Source organism: Pseudomonas gingeri (genome assembly GCF_013386115.1).
Lineage (GTDB): Bacteria > Pseudomonadota > Gammaproteobacteria > Pseudomonadales > Pseudomonadaceae > Aquipseudomonas > Aquipseudomonas gingeri.
On sequence record NZ_JACAOR010000001.1, the window covers coordinates 1,026,679 to 1,050,269 of the forward strand.

The following is a 23,591-nucleotide window of genomic DNA, read 5'->3' on the forward strand; positions in this document are numbered from 1 at the left end:
GATCAATCAAGGCCGGACACGATCCCTTGTGGGAGCCGGCTTGCCGGCGATGGGGCCCGTGAGCCTTGCGGCGCATGATCGGCCACCATCGCCGGCAAGCCGGCTCCTGCAGGTGTTCGGTGTTCGCAACTGCGTATCAAGGCTGGTTGGACTTGTCCGCCGCATTGATCAGGTCGGCACCGATTTCACCCTCGAACTTCTTCCACACCGGTTTCATCGCTTCGCGCCATTGCCCGCGCTCCTGCGCTGTCAGCGGAATGATCTCGCTGGTCTTGGAGTCGATGATTTTCTGCCGGGCGGTCTGGTTCAGTTCTTCGGCCTGCTTGTTCACCTCGACGGTGACTTCAGCCATGGTCTTTTCCAGCACGCCGCGGACATCCGGTGGCAGGCTGTCCCAGAACTTGCTGTTGGTGATCACCATGTAGTCGATCAGGCCGTGGTTGGTCTCGGTGAAGTACTTCTGCACTTCGTTGACCTTCTGGCTCTCATAGTTCGACCAGGTGTTCTCGGTGCCGTTGACGGTACCGGTCTGCAGGCCCTGGTAGACCTCGGCGAAGCTCATCTTGCGCGGGTTGGCGCGGATCGCCTTGAACTGCTCTTCGAGCACGCTGGAAGCCTGCACGCGGAACTTCAGGCCACGGGCATCGCCCGGCACCCGCAGCGCCTTGTTCGCCGACAGTTGCTTGAGACCGTTGTGCCAATAGGCCAAGCCGAGAATGCCCTTGTCCGTCATCGAGGTCAGCAGCGCCTTGCCCTGGGCGGCCTGGAAGCGGTCGACGGCGGCCAGGTCGTTGAACAGGAACGGCAGGTCATAGATCTGCACCTGCTTGGTGTACTGCTCGAACTTGGCCAGGGACGGCGCCAGCATCTGCACGTCGCCGAGCAGCAGGGCCTCCATTTCCTTGCCGTCGCCGAACAGCGAGGAGTTCGGGTAGACCTCGACCTTGACCCGACCCGGCAGGCGTTCTTCGGCGAGCTTCTTGAACAGCAGCGCGCCCTGCCCCTTCGGGGTGTTTTCCGCAACCACATGGGCGAACTTGATAACGATGGGATCGGCCGCCTGCGCGAGGCTGGCGGTGATCAAGGTGGCGGCGCAGAACAGCGCCCGGGTCAGCTTGAGCATGGAAATCACCTTCTTATTGTTGTGTTGTCAGGCAGGTTGCCTAAAGCAATGCGTGTAGTGAATTTCGAATTTTGAGTACCTGCGTTCGGTTCAGACGAACGCCAGCAAACGACGCGCCCGCAGCAGCACCGGCGCGTCGACCATCTGCCCGTCGACCTGATAGGCGCCGGCACCGTGACTGCCGGCATCCACCACCCGTTGCGCCCAGGCCAGGTCCTCGGCGCTGGGGGCCAGGGCGGCATGAATCACCGGGACCTGGCGGGGATGAATGCACAAGGCCCCGGCAAAACCCATCTCGTAGGCGTGACGAATCGACTGGCGCAAGCCCTCGGGATCATCGATCGCCGGATGCACGCCGTCCAGCGGCGCCACCAGGCCAGCGACCCGCGAGTGGACGATCAGCGCCATGCGCGCCTGGTCGAGGGCGAATTGCGCGGCGGCCGAACCGCTGCTCAGGTTGAGGTCCAGGGCCAGGTCGAGACCGCCGAAGGACAGGCGCTCGACCCCTGGTGCCGCGGCGATCTGCGCCAGGGCCAACAGTCCACGGGCACTTTCGATGATCGGCCAGACCGCCTTGCCGGTATCCGCCACGGCCTGGACCTGGGCGGCGCTTTCCACCTTGGGCAGCAGCACGCCGGCCACACCGGGATGCTGTTTGCAGAAGGCCAGGTCGGCCCTGTGTTCGGCGTGATCCGGAGCATTCACGCGCACCAGGACCCGGGCCTGGGGGTTGGCCGTGAGGAACTGCCCGAGGTGATCGCGGGCGATGCGCTTGAGCGGTTCCTCGACGGCATCCTCGAAGTCGACGATCACCGCATCGGCGCCACTGGCCAGGGCCTTGGCAAAACGCTCGGGACGGCTGCCGGGCACGAAAAGCGCGGAGCGGGCAATGGATGAAGACATGTCGTGTTCCTTGTTGTTCGGTTGTGCGGGGTATCCGGGAGACCGCGTTATCGTTCTTCGCGGGCAAGCCCGGCGCCTACAAGGTTCGAGTCGGACTCAAATCCTGCGAACGGCATAAAACCTGTGGGAGCCGGGCTCGCCCGCGAAGAGGCCAGTGAGAGCAGCACATCAATCAGACCACCCCACCCGCCCGCAACTGCTCCACCGCCTCGGCGGAGAAACCCAGTTCGCCGAGAATCGCCTCGGTGTGCTGGCCCAGCCCCGGCACCGCGTCCATCCGCGGCGCGAAGGCGGCATTGCGCGCCGGCGGCAGCAGCGACGGCAGTTTCCCCGAAGGGCTGTCGACTTCACGCCAACCATCGCGCGCCTTGAGCTGCGGGTGATCCCATACGCCTTGCATGTCGTTGACCCGGGCATTGGCGATCTGCGCCTCCTCCAGCCTGGCGATCAGTTGCTCGACGCTGAGCCGGGCAAAGCTGTCGACGATGATCTGGCGCAGCACTTCACGATTGGCCGAGCGCTTGAAGTTGGCCGAGAAACGCTCATCCACCGCCAGTTCCGGCATCAGCAGCACCTTGTCGCAGAACGCTGCCCATTCGCGCTCGTTCTGCAGGCCGAGCATCACCGTGCCGCCATCGCCCGCCGGGAACGGGCCGTAGGGGTAGATCGTCGAATGCGCCGCGCCGGCCCGTGGTGGCTGCGCCGCGCCATCGAAGGCGTAGTACATCGGGTAGCCCATCCACTCCACCAGGCTTTCCAGCATGCTGACGTCGACCCGGCTGCCCTCCCCGGTCTTGCCCCGCAGCAGCAGCGCCGAGAGGATGCCGCTGTAGGCATACATGCCGGCGGCGATATCGGCGATGGAGCAGCCGGCCTTGGCCAGCTGGTCGTCACCCGGGCCGCCGGTCACCGACAGGAAGCCGCCTTCGCTCTGGATCAGCAGGTCGTAGGCCTTTTTCTTTTCATAGGGACCGCCTTCGCCATAACCGGAGATATCGCAGACGATCAGCCGCGGAAAACGCTCGTGCAGCGCCTCGAAGGACAGGCCCATGCGCGCGGCCGCACCCGGTGCGAGGTTCTGTACCAGCACGTCGGCCTGGCCCAGCAGGTCTTCGAGAATGTCGCCGGCCCGGTCCTGCTTGAGATCCAGGGTCAGGCTTTCCTTCGAGCGGTTGGTCCAGACGAAATGCGAGGCCAGGCCGCGCACCCGCTGGTCGTAGCCACGGGCGAAGTCACCGCTGCCGGGACGTTCGATCTTCACCACCCGCGCACCGAGGTCCGCCAGTTGCCGGGTACAGAACGGCGCAGCGATGGCGTGTTCCAGGCTGATGACGGTGATGCCGTCCAGCGGACGGGGGGCCGGGGTGTTGCCTGCTGCCGTGTTCATCAGCGCAGCTCCTTCAGATCAGTGGTGTTGCGCAGGTCCCAGACCTGGCGGATCAGGGCTTCGCCCTGCTCGGGTGTGCGCGCGCCGGAGAACTGCAGCAGGCGGCGGAACTTGTCTTCCAGTTCGGTCCGCGACAGGCTGTTGCCCGGATCGCCCTTGGGTTCGTCGATCGCCCCGTGCAGCGTGCGGCCATCGACCGTGGTGACCCGTACCCGGCCCAACCAGCGCTGGGGATAGGCACCATCGACCTCTGGGTCGAGCGTCATGCTGACCTTGTCGCGAAAGGCCGAGACAGCCGGATCGGTCAGGGACAACTGGTGGAATTCCGGCAAGCCGGCCTTGCCATGCACGGCGATCAGGCCGAGCACGGTGCCCATGGAGAACTTGGCCTGGTGCACGGTCTGCGGCACCTCGACCCGCCCCAGGACATCGATGGCGCCCTGGTGCACGCGGGTTTCCACGTGCCGGATCTGCTGGTGCTCCAGACCTTGCTGCCACATCAGGTCCAGCAGCGCATCGGCGGCCGGATGGGTATGGCGACAGGAGGCGTGGAACTTGAACGAGGTTTCCACCAGCGCCCAGCGACTGCCCAGGCGGTCGGACAGCCGGGTCGGGTCGGCATCGCTAGACATCCCGGCGGCCATGCCCTGGTCGCCTTCGAGGATATTGCGCGCACCGGTCAGGCCGTCCGCGGTCAGGTAGGCGGCCAGCAGGCCATCGGCGGCGGCCTTGGCGGTGTGCAGTTGCTTGGAGTCGGCGGCATCGCGCAGGAATTCCCAGAGCCCGGCGGCCTGGGTGCCGGCGCTGCCGAGCAGGTTGATGAATTGTTCCTCGTCGAAGTCCATCAGCTTGCCCACGGCCACGGCGGCCGCCAGGGTGCCGACGGTGGCCGTGGTGTGGAAGATCCGGTAGTGGGAACGCCCCAGGAACTCGCCGATGCGAATCCCCGCCTCGTAGCCGGCAACCGATGCCAGCAGCAGTTCGCGACCGGACTTGCCAAGGTCCTGGGCTGCCGCCAGGGCGGCCGGGAAGACCACGGTGGCCGGGTGCAGCACGGAGCTGTTGTGCAGGTCGTCCTGCTCCACCAGATGGGACGAGGCGGCATTGACCAGGGCGGCGAAGTACGCCGAACTGCTCTGGCCGTTGACCAGGATCCGCGCCGGACCGCAGACCGGGCCCATCTTGCGCGCATAGGCCTCGAACAGCGGGATCGGATGGGCGCCCTGGCTGGCCAGGGCCGAGGCCAGCCAGTCGAGGAACAGGTCTTCGGTGCGTTCGAACACGGCCTCGGGCACCTGCTCGTAACGCAGCTCGGCGAGGAAGGCGGCCAGGACTCGGGTATGGCTCATGGCGTGCTCCTCAGAAGCTGCGTGGCAGTTCGAGCAGGTGCTCGGCCACGTAGGACAGGATCAGGTTGGTGGAGATCGGCGCCACCTGGTACAGGCGGGTCTCGCGGAATTTGCGCTCGACGTCGTACTCGCAGGCGAAGCCGAAACCGCCGTGGGTCTGCAGGCAGGCATTGGCGGCTTCCCAGGAGGCCTTGGCCGCCAGGTACTTGGCCATGTTGGCGCTGGCCCCGGCGTTCTGGCCCGAGTCGTACTCCTCGCAGGCGCGCCAGCGCATCAGGTCGGCGGCCTCGATCTCGATATGCGCCTCGGCAATCGGGAACTGCACGCCCTGGTTCTGACCGATGGGCCGGCCGAACACTACGCGGTCGCGGGCATAGGCGCTGGCCTTCTCGATAAACCAGCGACCGTCGCCGATGCATTCGGCGGCAATCAGCGTGCGCTCGGCATTGAGGCCGTCGAGGATGTACTTGAAGCCCTTGCCTTCCTCGCCGATCAGGCTGTCGGCCGGCAGTTCGAGGTTGTCGAAGAACAGCTCGTTGGTCTCGTGGTTGACCATGTTGGCGATCGGCTGCACGGTCAGGCCGTTGCCGATGGCTTCGCGCAGGTCGACGAGGAAAATCGACATGCCTTCGGACTTCTTCTTGACCTCGGCCAGGGGCGTGGTGCGGGCCAGCAGGATCATCAGGTCGGAGTGCTGGATCCGCGAGATCCATACCTTCTGGCCGTTGATCACGTACTTGTCGCCGCGCTTGATCGCGGTGGTCTTGATCTTGGTGGTGTCGGTGCCCGTGGTCGGCTCGGTCACCCCCATCGATTGCAGGCGCAACTCGCCGCTGGCCAGCTTCGGCAGGTAGAAACGTTTCTGAGCCTCGCTGCCGTGGCGCAACAGGGTGAACATGTTGTACATCTGGCCGTGCACGGTGCCGGAGTTGCCGCCGCAGCGGTTGACTTCCTCGAGGATCACCGAGGCTTCGGCCAGGCCCAGGCCGGAGCCGCCGTACTCTTCGGGAATCATTGCCGACAGCCAGCCGGCGTCGGTCAGGGCCTTGACGAAGGCTTCGGGAAACCCCTTCTCGTCATCGATCCTGCGCCAGTAGGCGGCATCGAATTCGGCGCACAGGGCGCGCACGCCCTCGCGGATGGCATTGAGTTCTTCGTTGTGATTCGGATTCATCGGTGGATGTCCTTTTTCTTGTCAGTCGAAGTGCACTTCGGCGCGCTGGGCGATACCGCCGGCATTGCCGGCCCAGAGTTCGGCGACGCCGGGGCTGACGATCCGCCCGCCGACCTCGAAGGGCTGCGGAGCGATCAGGGGGCGCAAGCCGCGATAGGCGAAGCGCCGCAGGTTCGCCTCGGGATGGGCCCGGCAGAAGGCCCGCAGGTTCAGGGTGGCGATCATCGGCCCGTGTACCACCAGGCCCGGATAACCTTCGGTGGCGGTGACGTAGGGGTAGTCGTAGTGGATGCGATGGCCGTTGAAGGTCACGGCGCTGTAGCGGAACAGCAGGGTCGGTGTCGGCTCGACGGCTTCGCGCCACTCGCCTTCGACCAGCGCCTCGCCACTGCCCTGCTTGGGCGGCGTGGGTTCGCGGTAGACGATGTCCTGTTCCTCGCGGATCGCCACCCGGCCATCCTGGGAATACTCATGCTGCACGGTGACGAACAGCAGCGAACCGGTACGCCCCTGCTTTTCCTCGATCCGGGTGATGGTCGAGACCCGGGTGGCATCGTGACCCGCGCGCAGGTCGTGGAAGAACTCCAGGCGACCACCGGCCCACATGCGGTTGCGATTGTCCGCCGGCGGCAGGAAGCCACCGCGGGCCGGGTGACCGTCGCCGCCCAACTGGCTCTCGGCTACCGGATCCTGGAAAAAGCACCACTGCCAGAGCGGCGGCAGGGCCTCGCCGTGGGAAGGCGCGCTTTCACCAAAGGTCGCGGCAATCCGCTTGAGCAGGTTGCGACTCAGTTGGTCGTGGGCTTCTTCGGTCCGTCCCAGCCAGGCACTCAGATCCGTCACACTCATTGGAAGGTTTCCCCTTGCCGATTGTCGTTGTGTGCCGATGATGCAAGCTGATCGCCGTTCCGAGAATTTGCATTTCAATAAGCCGGCGTTCAGTTATGCTGAACGCCTAGCCGTTGACTGGAGTCGCCCATGCATTTCGACCTGGCGGATTTGCGTCTCTTCATCCATATCGCCGAATCGCCGAGCCTGACCCAGGGCGCCAGGCGTGCCTTTCTTTCGCCGGCCGCCGCCAGCGCGCGGATCAAGGCCCTGGAAGCGCAGCTCGACACCCGCCTGCTGTACCGCGACAGTCGCGGCGTCGAAGTGACCCCGGCGGGCCAGCGGCTGCTGCAACATGCGCGGCTGATCATGCGCCAGGTCGACTACCTGAAAAGCGAGTTCACCAGCTATGGCGGCGATTCCGCCGGACATATCCGGATCTTCGCCAACACCACGGCGGTCACCGAATTCCTGCCGGAGGTGCTCGCCGGGTTCCTCTCGAAACGCCCCGGGGTGACGGTGGACCTGCAGGAGCGCCTGTCGCGGGATATCGTGCGCGGCGTGCTCGACGGCACCAGCGACATGGGCATCATCGCCGGCCCCGTGGAGGCCAGCGGCTTGCAGGTGATGCATTTCAGCACCGACCGCCTGGTGCTGATCGTGCCGGTGGATCACCCACTGGCGACCCAGCAATCGGTGACACTGGGCAAGACCCTGGCCTACCAGCATATCGGCCTGCATGAAGGCAGCACCCTGCTGAGTTTCCTGCGCGAACACGTCGAGCGGCTGGGCAAGACGCTGTCGCTGCGGATCCAGGTCTCCAGCTTCGAAGCGATCTGCCGGATGGTCGAGGCCGGCGTGGGCATCGGCATCATTCCCGAGTCCGCCGCCCTGCGGCACAGCCGGACCATGCAACTGGTGACAGTGACTCTCGACGAACCCTGGGCGATCCGCGAGCGCAGCATTCTGGTGCGTGAACTGGAGGCCCTGCCCGGCACCATCCGGGCCCTGATCGCGACCCTGATGCCGACGACGCCCGCATGAATTGTCCGACGTTTTGGGTTGCACAACACCTGCGTTCGGCGGCATTCTTGGGATATTCCCCCGACAGAACTTTTTACGCCACAGGCACTCAATCAGTGCATTGATCCACGCCCTTCCCGACAGAGACGCTCATGACTTCGAAGCTGGAACAACTCAAGCAGTTCACCACCGTGGTCGCGGACACCGGCGACCTCGACGCCATCACCCGCCTCAAGCCGGTCGACGCCACCACCAACCCGTCCCTGCTGCTCAAGGCCGCGGCGCTGCCGGGTTACGCCGAGCTGCTGAAAAGCGCCGTGGCCCACGCCAAGGGCGATGTCGGCCTGGCCTGCGATCACTTTGCCGTGTCGGTCGGCAGCGGCATCCTGAAGGCGATTCCGGGGCGCATCTCCACCGAGGTCGATGCCCGCCTGTCGTTCGACGAAGCCGCCCTGCTGAGCAAGGCCAACCAGCTGATCGAGCTGTATGACAAGGCCGGCGTCGGCCGTGACCGCGTGCTGATCAAGCTGGCGTCCACCTGGGAAGGCATCCGTGCCGCCGAGAAACTGGAAAAGGCCGGTATCCAGACCAACCTGACCCTGCTGTTCTCCTTCGCCCAGGCCGCCGCCTGCGCCGATGCCGGGGTGTTCCTGATCTCGCCGTTCGTGGGCCGCATCTACGACTGGTACAAGAAGTCCACCGGCAACGAATACACCGGTGCCGACGATCCGGGCGTGCAGTCGGTGACCCGCATCTACAACTACTACAAGTCCAATGACTACAAGACCGTGGTCATGGGCGCCAGCTTCCGCAATATCAACCAGATCGAACAACTGGCCGGTTGCGACCGCCTGACCATCAGCCCGGACCTGCTGGAGAAGCTGGCCCAGGACCAGGGCACCCTGGCCCGCAAGCTGGCTCCGGGCAATGCCGGCGAAGCGCGCCTGAACCTGAGCGAGGCGCAATTCCGCTGGGCCTCCAACGAAGACGCCATGGCCACCGAGAAACTGGCCGAAGGCATTCGCCAGTTCGCCCGCGACCAGGAAAAACTGGAAGCCCTGCTCTCCAGGTAATCCCTGCCCTGTTCCCACGCTCCGCGTGGGAATGCGTCTGTGCATGCTTTGCGTCTGCTCTTGTGACGCAGAGCGTCACGGGCTGCGTTACCACGCGGAGCGTGGGAACGATCTATGGTGCTTTGCCCTGAACGCAAAAGCGTTGTTCCTGTTCCTGCATTTTTCTCACAAACGAGCCCTGTGATACTGGCTGTCATCTCCAGTCACCTACAGGCCCGTGTCATGCACCCTCGCTTTCAACGGCTGCTCGGCAGCCAGCAATTCTCCATCGGTCTCGAACTGCCCCTGGACAATGACTGGTCCAGTCACGGCCAGCGCTCGCGCAACGAACAGCAACGCCCCTTCGGCGTTCCCGACCTGGCCCTCCATGCCCAGCTCGCCCGTGCGGCGGACCAGGCCGGCTTCCGCGCCCTGTGGGTGCGCGACGTGCCGGTCTACGACCCGAATTTCGGCGACGCGGCCCAGGTTTTCGAAACCTTCTCCTACCTCGGCTACCTGGCCGGCATCACCGACCAGATCATGCTCGGCACCGCCGCCGTGGTCCTGCCGCTGCGCCAGCCCTGGCTGACCCTCAAGGCCGCCAACAGCATCGACCACCTGAGCGGCGGCCGCTTGTTGCTCGGTGTCGCCAGCGGCGACCGGCCGATGGAATACCCGCTGTTCGGTGTCGATTACCAGCAGCGTGGCGAATCGTTCCGCGACACCGTCGAACTGCTCCGCAGCCAGGGCCGGGAACGCCTGCCCGAGGGTGCACAATTGCTGCCACGACCCGAGCAAGCCCTGCCGCTGCTGGTGGCGGGTCTCGGCCAGCAATCGCCGGCCTGGATCGGCGAGCATATGGACGGCTGGCTGAGCTACCCGGGCACCCCGGAAGACCATCGTCGGCGCGTCGGCCTGTGGCGCGAAGTCGGCGACGACAAACCCTATGTCACCTTCTTCCACCTCGACCTGGCGGCCAATCCCCACGCGCCGATGCAGCGCCTGCGGTTTGGCGGGCGCGCCGGGCGACTGGCCCTGATCGATGAATTGCAGGCACTGCGCGAGGTCGGCGTACAGCATGTCGGACTGCATCTGCGCTACAGCGAACGCCCCCTGGACGAGGTGATCGAGGAACTGGCGGAACACGTGCTGCCGATGTTTCACGACCCGCGTTGAGTCCCACCTGCCCCGATCAGCTCCGTCGTGCCGCGCAGTACGCCACGATCACTTCGCCGAGGGCCGCGATAATGGCCTGATCGGCCTGCGGCGAGGCGAACAGGCGAAACTCCGCGTCAGGCAACGCCGGCAGTCCTGATTCGGGGCCCAGTATCGACAAGCCCGGACCGAGTTGGCTCAAGGCCATCGGGGCCACGGCGAATCCCGATACGGCAGCGGCGCGCAAGGCATTGTTGCTGGTGCAGAGCATCGCGGTGCGCTGGGCGATGCCGGCCTGGGCCAGCCGGGTCAGCGCCACCTCGCGATACGGACAGGGCTCGGGGAACAGCGCCAGCGGCAAGGGCGTGGGCAAGGTCGTCGACGCCTGGGCGGAAGCGGCCCAGACCAGGGGTTCCTGCCAGAGCAGTTGCCCGGCCTGGCGGGTTTCGCACAAGGAGCCGATGACCAGCTCCAGCTCCCCCTGCGCCATCAGCCCCAGTAGCGTGCCCGGAATATTCACCTGCACTTCGATGTCGATGCCCGGGTACTGCGCGGCAAACTCCTGCACCGCGCGCAACAACCGGGGTTCGGCAAAATCTTCCGAGACGCCAATCCGCACCCGGCCCTGGAACGGCGAGCGCGTGAGTTCGGCCCAGGCATCGCGATTGAGGGAAAGAATGCTCCGCGCATAGGTCATCAGCCGCTCCCCCTCCCCGGTCATCTGCTGGGAACGGGTGGTGCGCTTGAGCAGAGGCTTGCCGACCTGGCCTTCCAGGCGACGCAGGTGCCCGCTGACCGCCGACTGGGTCAGGTGCAGCTTCTCCGCGGCGCGGGTGAAACCGCCTTCATCCACCACGGCGACGAAGGTGCGCAACAGCAAGGGGTCAAACATAGTGATAACTGTGATCAATCATTCATATATTTACGATTTATAGAATGAAAACAACTATGTTGCAATGTCCGCCTCCTCCCACCGAACCGAGGCCGTCATGACCACCCTGCTGCATATCGAATGCTCGCCGCGCAAACACCGCTCCGCCTCCCTCGAAGCGGCCCACGGCTTTATCGAACGCTACCGGCACCACCGCCCCGCAACCGAAGTGATGACCCTGGACCTGTGGAGCGAGCCGTTGCCGGACCTCGACCAGCCCGCCATGGACGCCAAGTACGCCGCCCTTGCCGGCCTCGCCCTGAGCCCGGAACAGGCCGAAGCGTGGCAACGACTGGAGGCACTCGGCGCGCCCCTGCTCAAGGCCGATCTGATCGTATTGTCGGTGCCGCTGTGGAATTTCGGCATTCCCTACAAGCTCAAGCACTTTATCGACCTGGTGTCCCACAAGGGCATCCTGTTCGAATTCGGTCCCGAGCGCGGGCTCGAAGGCCTGCTCGGCGGCAGGATCGCCGTGGTCACCTACGCCCGCGGCCTGGACTTTTCCGCGCAATCGGCCACCCCCGCCGAACGCTTCGATTTCCAGAAACCCTATGTCGAGGCATGGCTGCAATTCGTCGGGATTACCGAGGTGCATTCGGTGACGGTCGAAAAGACCCTGCTCGGCCAGGACATGGATGAAGCATCACGCCGCGCGGGCGCGGAACAGGCGCATGCCCTGGCGGACAGGCTGGCCGGACAACGCTGATGAACTCACCCCGGCGTCATCGGCAGATCCTTGCACTGACGCCCCCGGGTGATGCGCTTACATCCTTGCAACAACCCTTCACAACCCCACTACAATCTCACCATTGAGCCCGGCACCCGCGGGTGCCTACACTCTCGCGCCTGCCCCAGTGAGAGATCATCATGACTGCCCCCGATACCCCTGCCCACGACGCCCGACAACGCTGGATCGCCCTGATCGTGCTGTGCCTCGGGGTCCTGATGATTGTGCTCGACACCACCATCGTCAACGTCGCCCTGCCGTCGATCAAGACCGACCTGCAGTTTTCCGAAACCTCCCTGGCCTGGGTGGTGAACGCCTATATGCTGACCTTCGGCGGCTTCCTGCTGCTCGGAGGACGCCTGGGCGACCTGTACGGGCATCGCCGGCTGTTCCTGCTGGGGATCGGCTTCTTCACCCTGGCCTCCCTGGCCTGCGGCATCGCCCAGACCCAGGCGGTGCTGGTCTGGGCCCGCGCCTTCCAGGGCCTGGCCGCTGCCGTGGTCACCGCCGTGGCCCTGTCGCTGATCATGGACCTGTTCAGCGAACCGGCCGACCGCGCCAAGGCCATGGGTGTCTATGGTTTTGTCTGTGCCGGCGGCGGCAGCCTGGGCGCGATGCTCGGCGGGGTCCTGACCAGTACCTTGAGCTGGCACTGGATTTTCCTGGTCAACCTGCCGATCGGCGTGGCGGTGATCCTGCTGTCCCTGCGCCTGCTGTCGAAAACCCTCAACGAACATCCCTCCCGCGACCTCGACGTGGCCGGCGCCCTGACGGTGACCGCCGCGCTGATGCTGGCGGTGTACGCCATCGTCAATGGCAACGAGATGGGCTGGGGCTCGACCCGCACCGTCGGGCAACTGGTCCTGGCCGCCGGCCTGCTGGTGGCCTTCCTGGTGATCGAAACCCGGGTCAGGGTGCCGCTGATGCCGTTGCGCCTGTTTCGCCTGCGCAACCTGGCCATCGCCAATGTCGTCGGCGTGCTCTGGGCCGCGGCGATGTTTGCCTGGTTCTTCCTCTCGGCCTTGTACATGCAACTGGTGCTGGGCTACACGCCGCTGGAAGTCGGCCTGGCCTTCCTGCCGGCGAACCTGATCATGGCGGTTTTCTCGCTGGGTATCTCGGCCAGGCTGGTGATGCGCTTCGGTATCCGCCTGCCCCTCGCGGCAGGGCTGGCACTGGCGACCATCGGCCTGCTGCTGTTTGCCCAGGCGCCTGTGAACGGCACCTTCATGCACCATATCCTGCCGGGCATGGTGCTGCTGGGGCTGGGGGCCGGCATTGCGTTCAACCCGCTGCTGCTGGCAGCGATGAACGATGTCGCGCCATCCGAATCAGGCCTGGCGTCCGGAGTGGTCAATACCGCGTTCATGATGGGCGGCGCACTGGGCCTGGCCGCGCTCGCCAGTCTCGCGGCGGCGCGCACCCACTTGCACCTGAGTGCCGGGTTGCCGCCCCTGGATGCCCTCAATGACGGCTATCAGGCAGCCTTCCTGGCGGGCGCGCTGTTTTCCGCGCTGGGCGCCGGCATCGCCGCGACCCTGATGCGCACGAAAACCGGCAGCAGCCTTGGCGGCGAGGCTCCGCTGGTCAGCGGTCATTAACCCAGCACCTTCTGCTGCTCGGCCCGGCTGATATCCGCCATGAAGCGATCGGCCGGCAACGGGTGCCCCAGCAGATAACCCTGCAGGGAATCGCAGCCCAGCCGGGTCAGGAAGTCCTGCTGCATGTCGGTCTCGACACCTTCGGCGACAATCCGCAAGCCCAGCGCCTGACCCAGCGCGACAATCGCCGAAACGATCGCCGCGTCGTCGGTGTCGTGCTCCAGGTCGCGGACAAAACCGCGGTCGATCTTCAGCTCGTTGGCCGGCAGCCGCTTGAGGTACATCAGGCTCGAATAGCCAGTGCCGAAGTCATCGATGGACAGGTCCACGCCCATGTCCGACAGTTGCTGCAACACCGTCATGCTCGCGTCGGCATCGCTCATGGCGGTGGTTTCGGTGATTTCCAGGGTCAGGCTGTTGGCCGGCAACCGGTGCCGCTCCAGGGCGCCGGCAACGCTGGCGACCAGGCCGCCATGACAGAACTGCAAGGCCGAGAGGTTCACCGCGATACGCCAGTGCTGGTAGCCCTGTTCGTACCAGAGCCGCATCTGCCGGCAAGCCTCGTTCAACACCCACTCGCCGATGGGGATGATCAGGCCACTCTTTTCCGCCAGGGTGATAAAGGTGTCGGGTGGCAACAGGCCCTGCTCGGGATGCTCCCAGCGCAACAGGGCTTCGGCACCGATGGGCAAGCCGCCCCGCGCATCGAACTTGGGTTGGTAGTGCAGGCGGAACTGATCGCACTCCAGCGCCTGGCGCAGATCCTGGAGCAATTGCAGTTGCTTGCGTGCATTACCGTTCATCGAGGCATCGAAGAAACTGTGGCCGTTCTTGCCCGCGCCCTTGGCGTGATACATCGCCGCGTCGGCGTTCATCAGCAATTCTTCGGCGGTCTGGCCGTTGCCGGGGTACATCACGATGCCGATGCTGGCGGAGATCTGCAGGTCATGACCGGATACCCGGAACGCCTGGGACAGCAGATTGACCTGGCGTGACGCCACCTGCAGCGCATCGTCCGGTTCCGCCAGCTGCGCCAGCAGGACGAATTCATCGCCGCCGATCCGCGCCAGGGTGTCCTGGGTCCGCAGGTCCTCACGCAGGCGCAGCGCGACTTCACGCAACAACTGATCGCCCATGTGGTGGCCGAAGGCATCGTTCACCGGCTTGAAGCCATCCAGGTCGATAAACATCAGGGCAAAACAGCCGCCATCGGCGCTCACCTTGTGCATCGCCTGGTCGATGCGGTCCGCCAGCAACACCCGGTTCGGCAGGCCGGTCAGGGTGTCATGCAGCGCCAACTGGGTCAGTTCCTGGTTGGCCAGGGTCAGCGAATCGGCCAGATCGGCGGTGCGCGCCTCCAGCCGGGCATCGAGGATCGAGGTCAACAAGGCGATCGACAGCACCGCCAGACTGGTCACCAACACCAGCAGGTCCAGGCCCTTCAGCGCCAGGCCGCTGGCAGCCGCGCCACAGAAGCTGCCTTCGGCGAAATTCGCCGCCGCCATGCCGGTGTAATGCATGCCGACAATCGCAATCCCCATGACCACCGCCGCCCCGCTGCGCGCCAGGCGTACATGGGGAGTGTTGTGCCGCAGGTGGAAGGCAATCCACAGTGCCGCCGCGGAGGCCACCACCGCAATCACCAGCGACGCACTGAACAGGGTCGGGTCGTAGTCGATGCCGGGCTGCATCTTCAATGCCGCCATGCCGCAGTAATGCATGGCACTGATACCGGCACCCATGACCAGCGCGCCAAATGCCAGCTGCCACAACGGCAGGCGCGGCTGGCTGACCAGCCACAGGGCAAAACCGCAGGACAGGATCGCGATCAGCAGCGACAGCGCGGTGAGCGGCGCGTCGTAGCCGAGCTCGATCGGCAGGCGGAATGCGAGCATGCCGATGAAGTGCATCGACCAGACCCCGACGCCCATCGCCAGGGCGCCGCCGGCCATCCACAGATAGACGGCGCGGCCACGGGCGGTGGCAATGCGCCCGGTCAGGTCCAGGGCGGTATAGGAGGCCAGGATCGCCACACAGAGCGAGATGAAGACCAGCGCGGGGGAATAACTACCAATGAGCATCGAAATTCTCTGGAGCAGCGGACCGGACGGCATATCAGCCCGTTAAAACCCCGGATTGTACCTGCTTCATTTACGAACGCACGGGTTTAGAAATTCGCTGCGACGTGCTGCATCATCCGGTGCGAGCCCGCAGGCCGGGGAATGCCGGCTAGGGGTGCCCGTCGCGCTCGATGGCATTGATGCGCTCGACCTTGGCTCCGGACCGCGCCGCCTCGAACTCCGATTCCAGGAACGACTTGACCACGCTCTTGGCCAGCTCGGCGCCCACCACCCGCGCGCCGATGGACAGGATCTGCGCATCGTTGCTCTTGCGCGCGCGCTCGGCGGAATAGGTGTCATGGGCCTGGGCCGCGCGGATTCCGAACACCTTGTTGGCGGAAATGGCCATGCCGATTCCCGTGCCACAGACCAGCACTCCCAGTCGATGGGCGCCGCCCTTGATCGCATTGGCCACGGCCAGGGCGATGTCCGGATAGAGCACCGGGTCGAGCGAATGGGTGCCGAAGTCTTCAACCGGATGCCCCAGGGTCTCGATATACCGCTTGAGCACCTCCTTGAGCTCATAACCCGCTTCGTCACACCCGATGGCCACCGAGAATGCTGTATTCATGGCGTTTCACTCCGCTGCCGTGATGAGGCAAAAACTGATCATATGATCTTCATATGAGAATTTGATCAGTCATTTCTCAGGCATTACACCCCCTACTGTCAAGCATGATTTGCTTTAGCCACTAGAAAACAGGGCAAACCATCGACATGCCGCCTTTGGCAGCCCTTCATAATTTTTTGAACAAAAACCCATTGACTGATCAGAATTTCATTTGATACACATAGATTCACAGCGAGACATGACGCTGCGACCCACAGGAATTTCACAGCAAGAGAAAACGCTGACCCGCCATTTGCCTTCGCCAAAAACGAACGACAACAACAATAAAGGTGTTCTCCATGAAGTCAGGTAAAACAGTACTCGCCCTGCTGGCCGTCTCCCTGCTCGCCAGCAGCGTCAGCTTCGCCCAGGGCAAGACCTACAAGATCGGTGCCGCCGTCTATGGCCTCAAGGGTCAGTTCATGCAGAACTGGGTCCGCGAATTGAAGGAGCACCCGGCGGTCAAGGACGGCACGGTGCAGATCACCGTGTTCGACGGCAACTACGACGCCCTGACCCAGAACAACCAGATCGAGACCATGGTCACCCAGCACTACGACGCGATCATCTTCGTGCCGATCGACACCAAGGCCGGGGTTGCCACCGTGGCCCGCGCCCAGGAAAGCGACGTGCCGGTGATCGCCTCCAACACCAAGGTCGCCAGCGCCAATGTGCCCTACATCGGCAACGACGATATCGAGGGCGGGCGCCTCCAGGCCCAGGCCATGGTCGACAAGCTCAAGGGCAAGGGTAACGTGGTGATCATCCAGGGCCCGATCGGCCAGTCGGCGCAAATCGATCGGCAAAAGGGCGAAGTCGAAGTGTTGCTGAAGAACCCGGGCATCAAGGTCATCGAGATGAAGACCGCCAACTGGTCGCGCGCCGAAGCCCTTTCGTTGACCGAGGACTGGCTCAACGCCCACCCCAACGGCGGCATCTCCGGCATCATCGCGCAGAACGACGACATGGCCCTGGGTGCCCTGCAAGCGGTGAAATCCCGTGGCCTGTCGCCAAACGACGTCCCCATCACCGCGATCGACGGCATGCCCGATGCCATCCAGGCGGCGAAGAAAGACGAAGTCACCACCTTCCTGCAGGATGCCCAGGCGCAGTCCCAGGGCGCTCTCGACGTGGCCCTGCGAACCCTCGTCGGCAAGGACTACAAGCCGCAGTCAGTGATCTGGCAGCGCTACGCCAAGGACCTGAAGTGGGGTGACGGCACCGACAAGACCTACATCCTGCCATGGGTTCCGGTCACCAACGCCAATGCCGACGCGCTGTACCTGCAGGTTTCCGGCACCGCCAAGTAGCCCCGAGCCATCAGGAACCACCGAGCCCAGCCCCGCGCAGTCACCGGGCTGGTGCCCCCCGCGTCGCGGCGCCGGTGATCGCCCGTGCAAACCGACCGATCGACCACTGCCGCACGCCGTCACCCCGTGTTTTCCGAGGTCCACTGCCATGACCCGTGTTATCGAGCAACCTTCCCGCCACGACCAGCCGGTCATCCCCGCCACCATGCAGGCCGTGGTCTGCTACGGCCCCGAGGACTACCGCCTGGAAGAAGTCGCGGTACCGACACCCGGCCCCGACGAGATTCTCACCAAGGTCGAGCTGTGCGGCATCTGCATGGGCGACATCAAGACCTTTCGCGGCGCGCCGTCGTTCTGGGGCGACGCCGAACAACCGCGCTACGTCAAGCCGCCGATGATCCCCGGCCATGAGTTCGTCTGCCGCGTGGTCGCCCTCGGCCCGGGTGCGGAAAAACGTGGCGTGAAGATCGGCGACCGGGTGATTTCCGAACAGATCGTGCCGTGCTGGGGCTGCCGCTTCTGCAACCACGGCCAGTACTGGATGTGCCAGAAACACGACCTGTACGGTTTCCAGAACAACGTCCAGGGCGCCATGGCCCAGTACATGATCTTCACCAGGGAAGGCATCGTGCACAAGGTGCCGGACAGCATCCCGCCGGACGAGGCGATCCTGATCGAACCCCTCGCCTGTTCGCTGCATGCCGCCGATCGTGCGGATGTCGGTTTCGACGATATCGTCGTCGTGGCCGGTGCCGGGACCCTCGGCCTGGGCATCATCGGCGCGGTGCGCTTGCGCAACCCCAAGCGCCTGATCGTCCTCGACATGAAGCCAGAACGCGCCGAACTGGCCTTGCGCATGGGCGCCGACGAAGTGTGGAACCCGGCCCGTGAGGACGTCCTGGAAAAGATCCGCGCCATCACCGACGGCTACGGCTGCGATATCTATATCGAAGCCACCGGCCATCACAAGGCGGTCAACCAGGGCCTGGCGATGCTGCGCAAGCTCGGACGCTTCGTCGAATTCAGCGTGTTCAATGACGAGGCCACCGTGGACTGGTCGATCATCGGCGACCGCAAGGAACTGGATGTGCTCGGCTCGCACCTGGGGCCCTACATGTACCCGCGGGCCATCGACTTTATCGGCCAACGCAAGATCGACATGCGCGACGTGGTGACCCACAAGTTCGCCCTGGCGGACTTCATGGATGCCTTCGCGGTGATGGAGCGCGGCGATCGCTCCCTGAAAGTCGTACTGGAACCCTGAGCCGTACTCGACCACCCGGCTTTCGTGGACCGGGTGGTCGCGGCACCGCCCTTGGGCGATTCGGTCAAGGCTGTGCATCCACCTCGCGGGGCGCTCCCTGGCACAACTCCGAGGCCAACTGTTGCTTATCCAGAGCGCCTTCCCACCTGGCGATAAACAAAGTCGCAATGCCATTGCCTATCACATTGATCAGCGCGCCACCTTCGGAAATGAACCGGTAGATCCCCAATACCAGCACCAACCCCGCCGCCGGGATCACCCCCAGGCTGCCGAGGGTCGCCGCCAGCGTGATAAACGCGCCACCGGTGACGCTGGCCGCGCCCTTGGAGGTCAACAACAGGATCAGCAACAGCGTGACCTGCTGCCCGAGGGACAACTGGATGTCCAGGGCCTGAGCAATGAAGATCGCCAGCACCGTCATGTTGATGCAACTGCCATCCAGGTTGAAGCAGTAGCCCGACGGCACCACCAGGCCCACCACTGACTTCTCACAGCCCAGGCGTTCCAGCTTGCCCATCAGACGTGGCAGCGCCGACTCCGATGAAGAGGTGCCCAGCACCAGGAACAACTCGTCGCGAATGTACTTCAGGAAACTCCAGAGGCTGAAGCCGGCGAGTCGCGCGACGAGATTCAGAATCACGAACACGAAAAACACAGCCGTCAGGTAATAGCAGAGCAGCAAGCTGCCGTAGTGGCCGAGGGAACCAACCCCATACTGGCCTATGGTAAACGCCATACCGCCGAAGGCTCCCAATGGCGAGACATACATCACGATCCTGACCATGCGAAAGAACGCCTGGGCGATCAGGTCGATCAACTCCAGCACAGGTTTGCCGGCTGCCCCCAGCATCTGCAGGGCAAAGGCGAAGAGGATCGAGATGAATAGCACCTGCAGGACGTCACCCTCGGCAAAGGCACCGAACACCGTGGCAGGGATGATGTGGGTGAGAAAGCCCACCACGGATTGTTCATGGGCCACCTTGCTGTAGGACTCGATGGCATGGACATCGAGACTGGCCGGATCGATATGCAGGCCGACACCGGGCTTGAGCAGGTTGACACCTATCAGGCCGACCACCAGGGCCAGGGTCGTCAGTACTTCGAAGTACAGCAGTGACTTGAACCCGACCCGACCGATGCGCTTGAGACTCTGCATGCTGGCGATCCCACTGACCACGGTGCAGAAAATGATCGGCGCGATCAGCATCTTGATCAGCTTGATGAACGAGTCGCCCAGGGGTTTCATGTCGGCCCCCAATTGCGGATAGAAGTGCCCGAAGAGGATACCCAGGACAATGGCGACGAGCACCTGCACATAGAGATGACGCAGGATCGAGAGCCAGCGGAGTCGACGGGGTATGGCGGCAGTCAGCGAGGGAGCGATTGTTTTTGTCATGGTAGGTCCTCGTCAGCATGGGCGTTCCCCGGGCAGCAGGGGGCCGGGCCCTGAATCGGCCAACCCCGTGGGGAGCACGCTTGTTATTGTTTTGAAGACGGGTGCCGCCGGGCCACTCAGGCCACTCGGTTGATCGGCGCTCCCGCCTGGAAGGCTTCCAGGTTGGCGACAATCGCCTGGGCCAGGCGTCGCAGACTGCTCTGGCTGGCCCAGGCGACATGAGGGGTGATGATCAGGTTCGGGTGCCGGCAGGCGAGCAGCGCATGATTGGCCTCCGGCGGTTCGACCGCCAGCACATCCAGCGCCGCACCGCCCAACCGGCCGCTGCGCAAGCTTTCCAGCAGTGCCGCTTCGTCCACCAACGGCCCTCGCGCGGTATTGATCAGCAAGGCCGTGGGTTTCATCTGCCGCAGTTCGGCGGCCCCGATCAGATGGCGGGTGTGCTCGGTCAGCGGGCAATGCAGGGAAATCACATCGCTTTGCTCCAGCACCGCCTCGAACGGTAGATAGCCCTGGCGGACCTGGCTCGCGCCACGATGCTCGGCAAAGATCACGCGCATGCCCACCGCCTCGGCGATACGTGCGGTCAACGAACCGATGCCGCCCTTGCCGACGACGCCCAGCACACTGCCACGCACATCCAGGATCGGCTGGTCGTGCACGCAGAAGTGACGGGACTCCGGCCATTGCCGCAGGGCCGCCTCACGGTAGGCGAACAGCTGTCGACGCAGGGCGAATATCGAGGCAATCACCGCCTCGGCGACACTCTGCGCCGAATAGGCCGGCACATTGGAGACCATCACGCCACGATCCCGACAGGCCGCCAGGTCGATGCAGTCATAGCCGGTCGCGGCGACACAGATAAAGCGCAGCTTCGGCAGGCGCTCCAGTTCCGCGGCGCCCAGACGGACCTTGTTGGTAATCAGTATTTCGGCGTCGGCCGCCACCCGCGCCAGGAGGTCCGGGGCGGTATCGGGCCGATCGATCCAGGAGGTGACCCAGGCCGGACGAGCGATACTCGACGGCAAGCTGGCACTGTCGAGAAAGACGATGTTCATCGGGCGTCACTCTCCCCGGCCAGTTCGGAAATCTCGATCAGGTTCAGGTCCGGATCGCGCACATACACCGAGCGGATCGGCGCGGTGGCGCCCGTGCGCATCACCGGCCCCTCGATGATCGGCCAGTCGGCCTGGCGCAACCGTTCGATCACCGCCTCCAGGGGAATCGCGGCGATAAAGCACAGGTCCAGCGCACCCGGTACCGGCAGGTGGGCCTTGGGCTCGAACTCATGGCCACGCACATGCAGGTTGATCTTCTGGTTACCGAAGCGGAACGCCTTGCGTCCTCCGGCGAAGGTTTCCAACTGCATGCCCAATACCCGGACATAGAAGTCCTCGGCGGCAACGGGATCGATGGTGGTCAGCACCAGGTGGTCGAGATGGTCGATCATGGGTTCAACTCCTGAAGGCGGTTGGAAGGCAGTTGTTTATCGAGGCTGGCGACGTGGGCCGGAATCGGATGCAGGTCCAGGCGCTTGCCAGCCTTGAGTATCTGACTGGGAACTTCATGACCCACCAGTCCGGGCAGACGGGCCGCGGCCGCCAGGACCCGGTCCAGGTCGAGACCGGTGTCGAAGCCCATCAGTTGCAGCATGTGCGCCAGGTCCTCGGTACAGACATTGCCGCTGGCCCCCGGTGCATAGGGACAACCGCCAAGGCCGCCGAGGGATGCATCGAAGCGATCGATACCGGCCGCAATCGCCGCCAGGGCGTTGGCCTGGGCCATGCCCCGGGTGTTGTGGAAATGCAGGGTCAGCTGCAAGTCGGAAAAACGCTCGCGCACCACCCGGCACAGCGCCTCGACCTGGCTAGGATAGGCCATGCCCGTGGTGTCGCAGAGCGTCACGCCACGCACTCCGAGACGGGCAAAACGTTCGACCCAGCGCAGCACCTCGTCGATCTCGATATCGCCCTGCATCGGGCAGCCGAAGACCGTCGACAACGACACATTGACCGCCACCGGCCCCGCGCCGATCACCTGGACCACTTCGCACAGCTGGCTGAAAGACTGCTCGCGACTCATGCGCAGGTTCGAACGGTTATGCGCCTCGCTCACCGACATCACCAGGTTGGCCTCGTCGATGGCGCACGCCAGGGCCCGCTCGGCGCCCCGCACATTGGGCACCAGCACGGTGTATTCGACCCCGGGCCGGCGCTGGATACCGGCCATCAGCGCCTCGGCGTCGCGCAACACCGGTATGGCCTTGGGCGAGGTGAACGAGGTGACTTCGATCTTGGCGTAGCCACACAGGCCCAGGGCGTCGACCAGGGCGATCTTGTCGGCGGTGTCGATGAAGCGGGCTTCGTTCTGGAAGCCGTCGCGGGGCGCGACCTCCTGCAAGTACAGGCGTTGCGGATGCATGGGATGGGGCTCCTTGTGATCAGATGATACCGCGCTGGCGCCAGTCGGCCTGCCGGTCCGGTTCGATGCCGAGTGCGTCGAGAATCTGCGTGGTGTGCTCGCCGAGTCTCGGTGCCGGACGGCTGACCTCCCCCGGCGTAAGGCTGAGCTTGGGCACGATGCCCGGCAAGGTCACCGGCGTGCCGTCATCGAGGTGGCTGTCGAGCAGCATGTTCCGCGCCCGGTAATGCGGATCCTGGGCGATGTCGGCGGCGTTGTAGATCTTGCCGGCGGGAATCCGTGCCTCGGTGAGAATCGACAGCACCTCGTCGAGGGGCAGCCGCGCGGTCCATTGGGAGATCGCCGTATCGATGCGTTCCACGTGAAGTACACGACCGTCGTTCTGCGCCAAGCGCGGATCGGCGGCCAGGTCGGGACGCCGGATCACCTCCATCAACCGCTGGTAAATGCTGTCACCATTGCCGGCGATCAGCGCAAACCCGCCATCGCGACAACGATAGGCGTTGGTCGGCGCGATCCCCGGCAGGCTGCTGCCGGCCGGTTCGCGCACAGCGTTGAACACCGAGTATTCCGGCAACAGGCTTTCCATCATGTTGAACACCGACTCGTAGAGGGCGACGTCGATCTGTTGCCCTTCCCCGTCCTGTTGATCGCGGTGACGCAAGGCCAGCAGGATACCGATCACCCCGTGCAGCGCCGCCAGTGAATCGCCGATGGAGACGCCCACCCGCACCGGGGTCCGCCCCGGCTCGCCGGACAAATGGCGCAAGCCGCCCATGGCTTCACCGATCACGCCGAAGCCGGGACGGTCGCGATAAGGTCCGGTCTGGCCGTAGCCGGAGACCCGCAGCATCACCAGGCGCGGGTTCAAGGCATGTAGCGCATCCCAGCCGAGCCCCCAGCCTTCCAGGGTGCCGGGACGAAAGTTCTCGATCAGGACATCGGCATCGGCGATCAGGCGCCGAACCAGTTCCTGGCCCTCGGGCTGGCGCAGATCGAGGGTCAGCGAGCGTTTGTTGCGCGACTGCGCGGCCCACCACACCGAGGTGCCGTCGTGCAGCAGGCGCCATTTGCGCAGGGGATCGCCGGTGACCGGCGGTTCGATCTTGATCACCTCGGCGCCGAACTCGCCGAGTATCCTGGCGGCGAACGGCCCGGCGATCAGTTGCCCGAGTTCGATCACCCGGATCCCCTGCAACGGCTTTTGCATGGCGCCC

21 protein-coding genes are annotated in these 23,591 nt (G+C 64.6%); 7 read left to right on the top strand and 14 right to left on the bottom strand.

Features of this window, described 5'->3' with window-relative positions:
* Positions 1 to 136 precede the first annotated feature (136 nt).
* The 6 genes from HX881_RS04400 to HX881_RS04425 form a co-directional block, all read right to left on the bottom strand.
* Positions 137 to 1,123, bottom strand: a complete 987-nt coding sequence (locus HX881_RS04400) for a TRAP transporter substrate-binding protein (RefSeq protein WP_017126028.1) — start codon at positions 1,121 to 1,123, stop codon at positions 137 to 139.
* Positions 1,124 to 1,213: 90 nt separating this feature from the next.
* Positions 1,214 to 2,026 (bottom strand): HpcH/HpaI aldolase/citrate lyase family protein, encoded by an 813-nt coding sequence (locus tag HX881_RS04405; RefSeq protein ID WP_017126029.1) that lies wholly within the window; start codon positions 2,024 to 2,026, stop codon positions 1,214 to 1,216.
* A 172-nt stretch (positions 2,027 to 2,198) separates the two neighbouring features.
* On the bottom strand, positions 2,199 to 3,413 hold the full coding sequence (locus tag HX881_RS04410) for a CaiB/BaiF CoA transferase family protein (protein WP_017126030.1): 1,215 nt from the start codon (positions 3,411 to 3,413) through the stop codon (positions 2,199 to 2,201).
* On the bottom strand, positions 3,413 to 4,762 hold the full coding sequence (locus tag HX881_RS04415) for an MmgE/PrpD family protein (RefSeq protein ID WP_017126031.1): 1,350 nt from the start codon (positions 4,760 to 4,762) through the stop codon (positions 3,413 to 3,415). The genes HX881_RS04410 and HX881_RS04415 overlap by 1 nt, the downstream gene beginning before the upstream one ends.
* 10 nt (positions 4,763 to 4,772) lie before the next feature.
* The gene (locus HX881_RS04420) at positions 4,773 to 5,936 is read right to left on the bottom strand and encodes an acyl-CoA dehydrogenase family protein (RefSeq protein ID WP_177083057.1); all 1,164 of its coding nucleotides are present in this window, start codon (positions 5,934 to 5,936) and stop codon (positions 4,773 to 4,775) included.
* Positions 5,937 to 5,957: 21 nt separating this feature from the next.
* On the bottom strand, positions 5,958 to 6,785 hold the full coding sequence (locus tag HX881_RS04425) for an HTD2 family dehydratase (protein ID WP_017126033.1): 828 nt from the start codon (positions 6,783 to 6,785) through the stop codon (positions 5,958 to 5,960).
* Positions 6,786 to 6,914: 129 nt separating this feature from the next.
* Between HX881_RS04425 and HX881_RS04430 the strand changes: the two genes are divergently transcribed.
* From HX881_RS04430 to HX881_RS04440, 3 genes are all read left to right on the top strand, one after another.
* Positions 6,915 to 7,808, top strand: a complete 894-nt coding sequence (locus HX881_RS04430) for a LysR family transcriptional regulator (RefSeq protein ID WP_177083059.1) — start codon at positions 6,915 to 6,917, stop codon at positions 7,806 to 7,808.
* Between the two features lie 131 nt (positions 7,809 to 7,939).
* Positions 7,940 to 8,860: a transaldolase gene (tal, locus tag HX881_RS04435; RefSeq protein WP_017126035.1), complete on the top strand. Its 921-nt coding sequence runs from the start codon at positions 7,940 to 7,942 to the stop codon at positions 8,858 to 8,860.
* Between the two features lie 222 nt (positions 8,861 to 9,082).
* Positions 9,083 to 10,015, top strand: coding sequence for a TIGR03571 family LLM class oxidoreductase (locus HX881_RS04440; protein ID WP_177083061.1), 933 nt, complete (start codon positions 9,083 to 9,085; stop codon positions 10,013 to 10,015).
* 16 nt (positions 10,016 to 10,031) lie between these two features.
* Here the strand turns inward: HX881_RS04440 and HX881_RS04445 are convergent, their stop codons facing one another.
* Positions 10,032 to 10,886 (bottom strand): LysR substrate-binding domain-containing protein, encoded by an 855-nt coding sequence (locus HX881_RS04445; protein ID WP_177083063.1) that lies wholly within the window; start codon positions 10,884 to 10,886, stop codon positions 10,032 to 10,034.
* A 97-nt stretch (positions 10,887 to 10,983) separates the two neighbouring features.
* Between HX881_RS04445 and HX881_RS04450 the strand changes: the two genes are divergently transcribed.
* A complete protein-coding gene (locus tag HX881_RS04450) occupies positions 10,984 to 11,631 on the top strand; it encodes an FMN-dependent NADH-azoreductase (RefSeq protein ID WP_177083065.1) in 648 nt (215 codons plus the stop codon).
* 161 nt (positions 11,632 to 11,792) lie between these two features.
* Complete coding sequence (locus HX881_RS04455) at positions 11,793 to 13,253, top strand: DHA2 family efflux MFS transporter permease subunit (RefSeq protein ID WP_177083066.1); 1,461 nt, start codon at positions 11,793 to 11,795, stop codon at positions 13,251 to 13,253.
* Here HX881_RS04455 and HX881_RS04460 read toward each other — a convergent pair.
* Together HX881_RS04460 and rpiB are read right to left on the bottom strand one after the other, a co-directional pair.
* On the bottom strand, positions 13,250 to 15,334 hold the full coding sequence (locus tag HX881_RS04460; RefSeq protein WP_177083068.1) for a putative bifunctional diguanylate cyclase/phosphodiesterase: 2,085 nt from the start codon (positions 15,332 to 15,334) through the stop codon (positions 13,250 to 13,252). The genes HX881_RS04455 and HX881_RS04460 overlap by 4 nt on opposite strands.
* Positions 15,335 to 15,482: 148 nt before the next feature.
* Positions 15,483 to 15,944, bottom strand: a complete 462-nt coding sequence (rpiB, locus tag HX881_RS04465; RefSeq protein WP_017126041.1) for a ribose 5-phosphate isomerase B — start codon at positions 15,942 to 15,944, stop codon at positions 15,483 to 15,485.
* A gap of 338 nt (positions 15,945 to 16,282) precedes the next feature.
* Here rpiB and HX881_RS04470 point away from each other — a divergent pair, with 338 nt between their 5' ends.
* Positions 16,283 to 17,293, top strand: a complete 1,011-nt coding sequence (locus tag HX881_RS04470; RefSeq protein WP_017126042.1) for a substrate-binding domain-containing protein — start codon at positions 16,283 to 16,285, stop codon at positions 17,291 to 17,293.
* Between the two features lie 148 nt (positions 17,294 to 17,441).
* Positions 17,442 to 18,557 (top strand): MDR/zinc-dependent alcohol dehydrogenase-like family protein, encoded by a 1,116-nt coding sequence (locus HX881_RS04475; RefSeq protein WP_017126043.1) that lies wholly within the window; start codon positions 17,442 to 17,444, stop codon positions 18,555 to 18,557.
* A 64-nt stretch (positions 18,558 to 18,621) separates the two neighbouring features.
* On the opposite strand, the gene HX881_RS04480 is transcribed toward HX881_RS04475, so the two are convergent.
* From HX881_RS04480 to HX881_RS04500, 5 genes are all read right to left on the bottom strand, one after another.
* On the bottom strand, positions 18,622 to 19,953 hold the full coding sequence (locus tag HX881_RS04480) for a dicarboxylate/amino acid:cation symporter (protein WP_177083070.1): 1,332 nt from the start codon (positions 19,951 to 19,953) through the stop codon (positions 18,622 to 18,624).
* A gap of 116 nt (positions 19,954 to 20,069) precedes the next feature.
* Positions 20,070 to 21,011, bottom strand: coding sequence for a D-2-hydroxyacid dehydrogenase (locus tag HX881_RS04485; RefSeq protein WP_177083072.1), 942 nt, complete (start codon positions 21,009 to 21,011; stop codon positions 20,070 to 20,072).
* A complete protein-coding gene (locus HX881_RS04490) occupies positions 21,008 to 21,403 on the bottom strand; it encodes a VOC family protein (protein WP_017126046.1) in 396 nt (131 codons plus the stop codon). Before HX881_RS04490 ends, HX881_RS04485 begins: the two co-directional genes overlap by 4 nt.
* Entirely contained in the window at positions 21,400 to 22,374 is a 975-nt protein-coding gene (locus HX881_RS04495) for a hydroxymethylglutaryl-CoA lyase (protein ID WP_017126047.1), read from the bottom strand. The genes HX881_RS04490 and HX881_RS04495 overlap by 4 nt, the downstream gene beginning before the upstream one ends.
* Positions 22,375 to 22,393: 19 nt before the next feature.
* Positions 22,394 to 23,584, bottom strand: a complete 1,191-nt coding sequence (locus tag HX881_RS04500; RefSeq protein ID WP_177083074.1) for a CaiB/BaiF CoA transferase family protein — start codon at positions 23,582 to 23,584, stop codon at positions 22,394 to 22,396.
* Positions 23,585 to 23,591 lie beyond the last annotated feature (7 nt).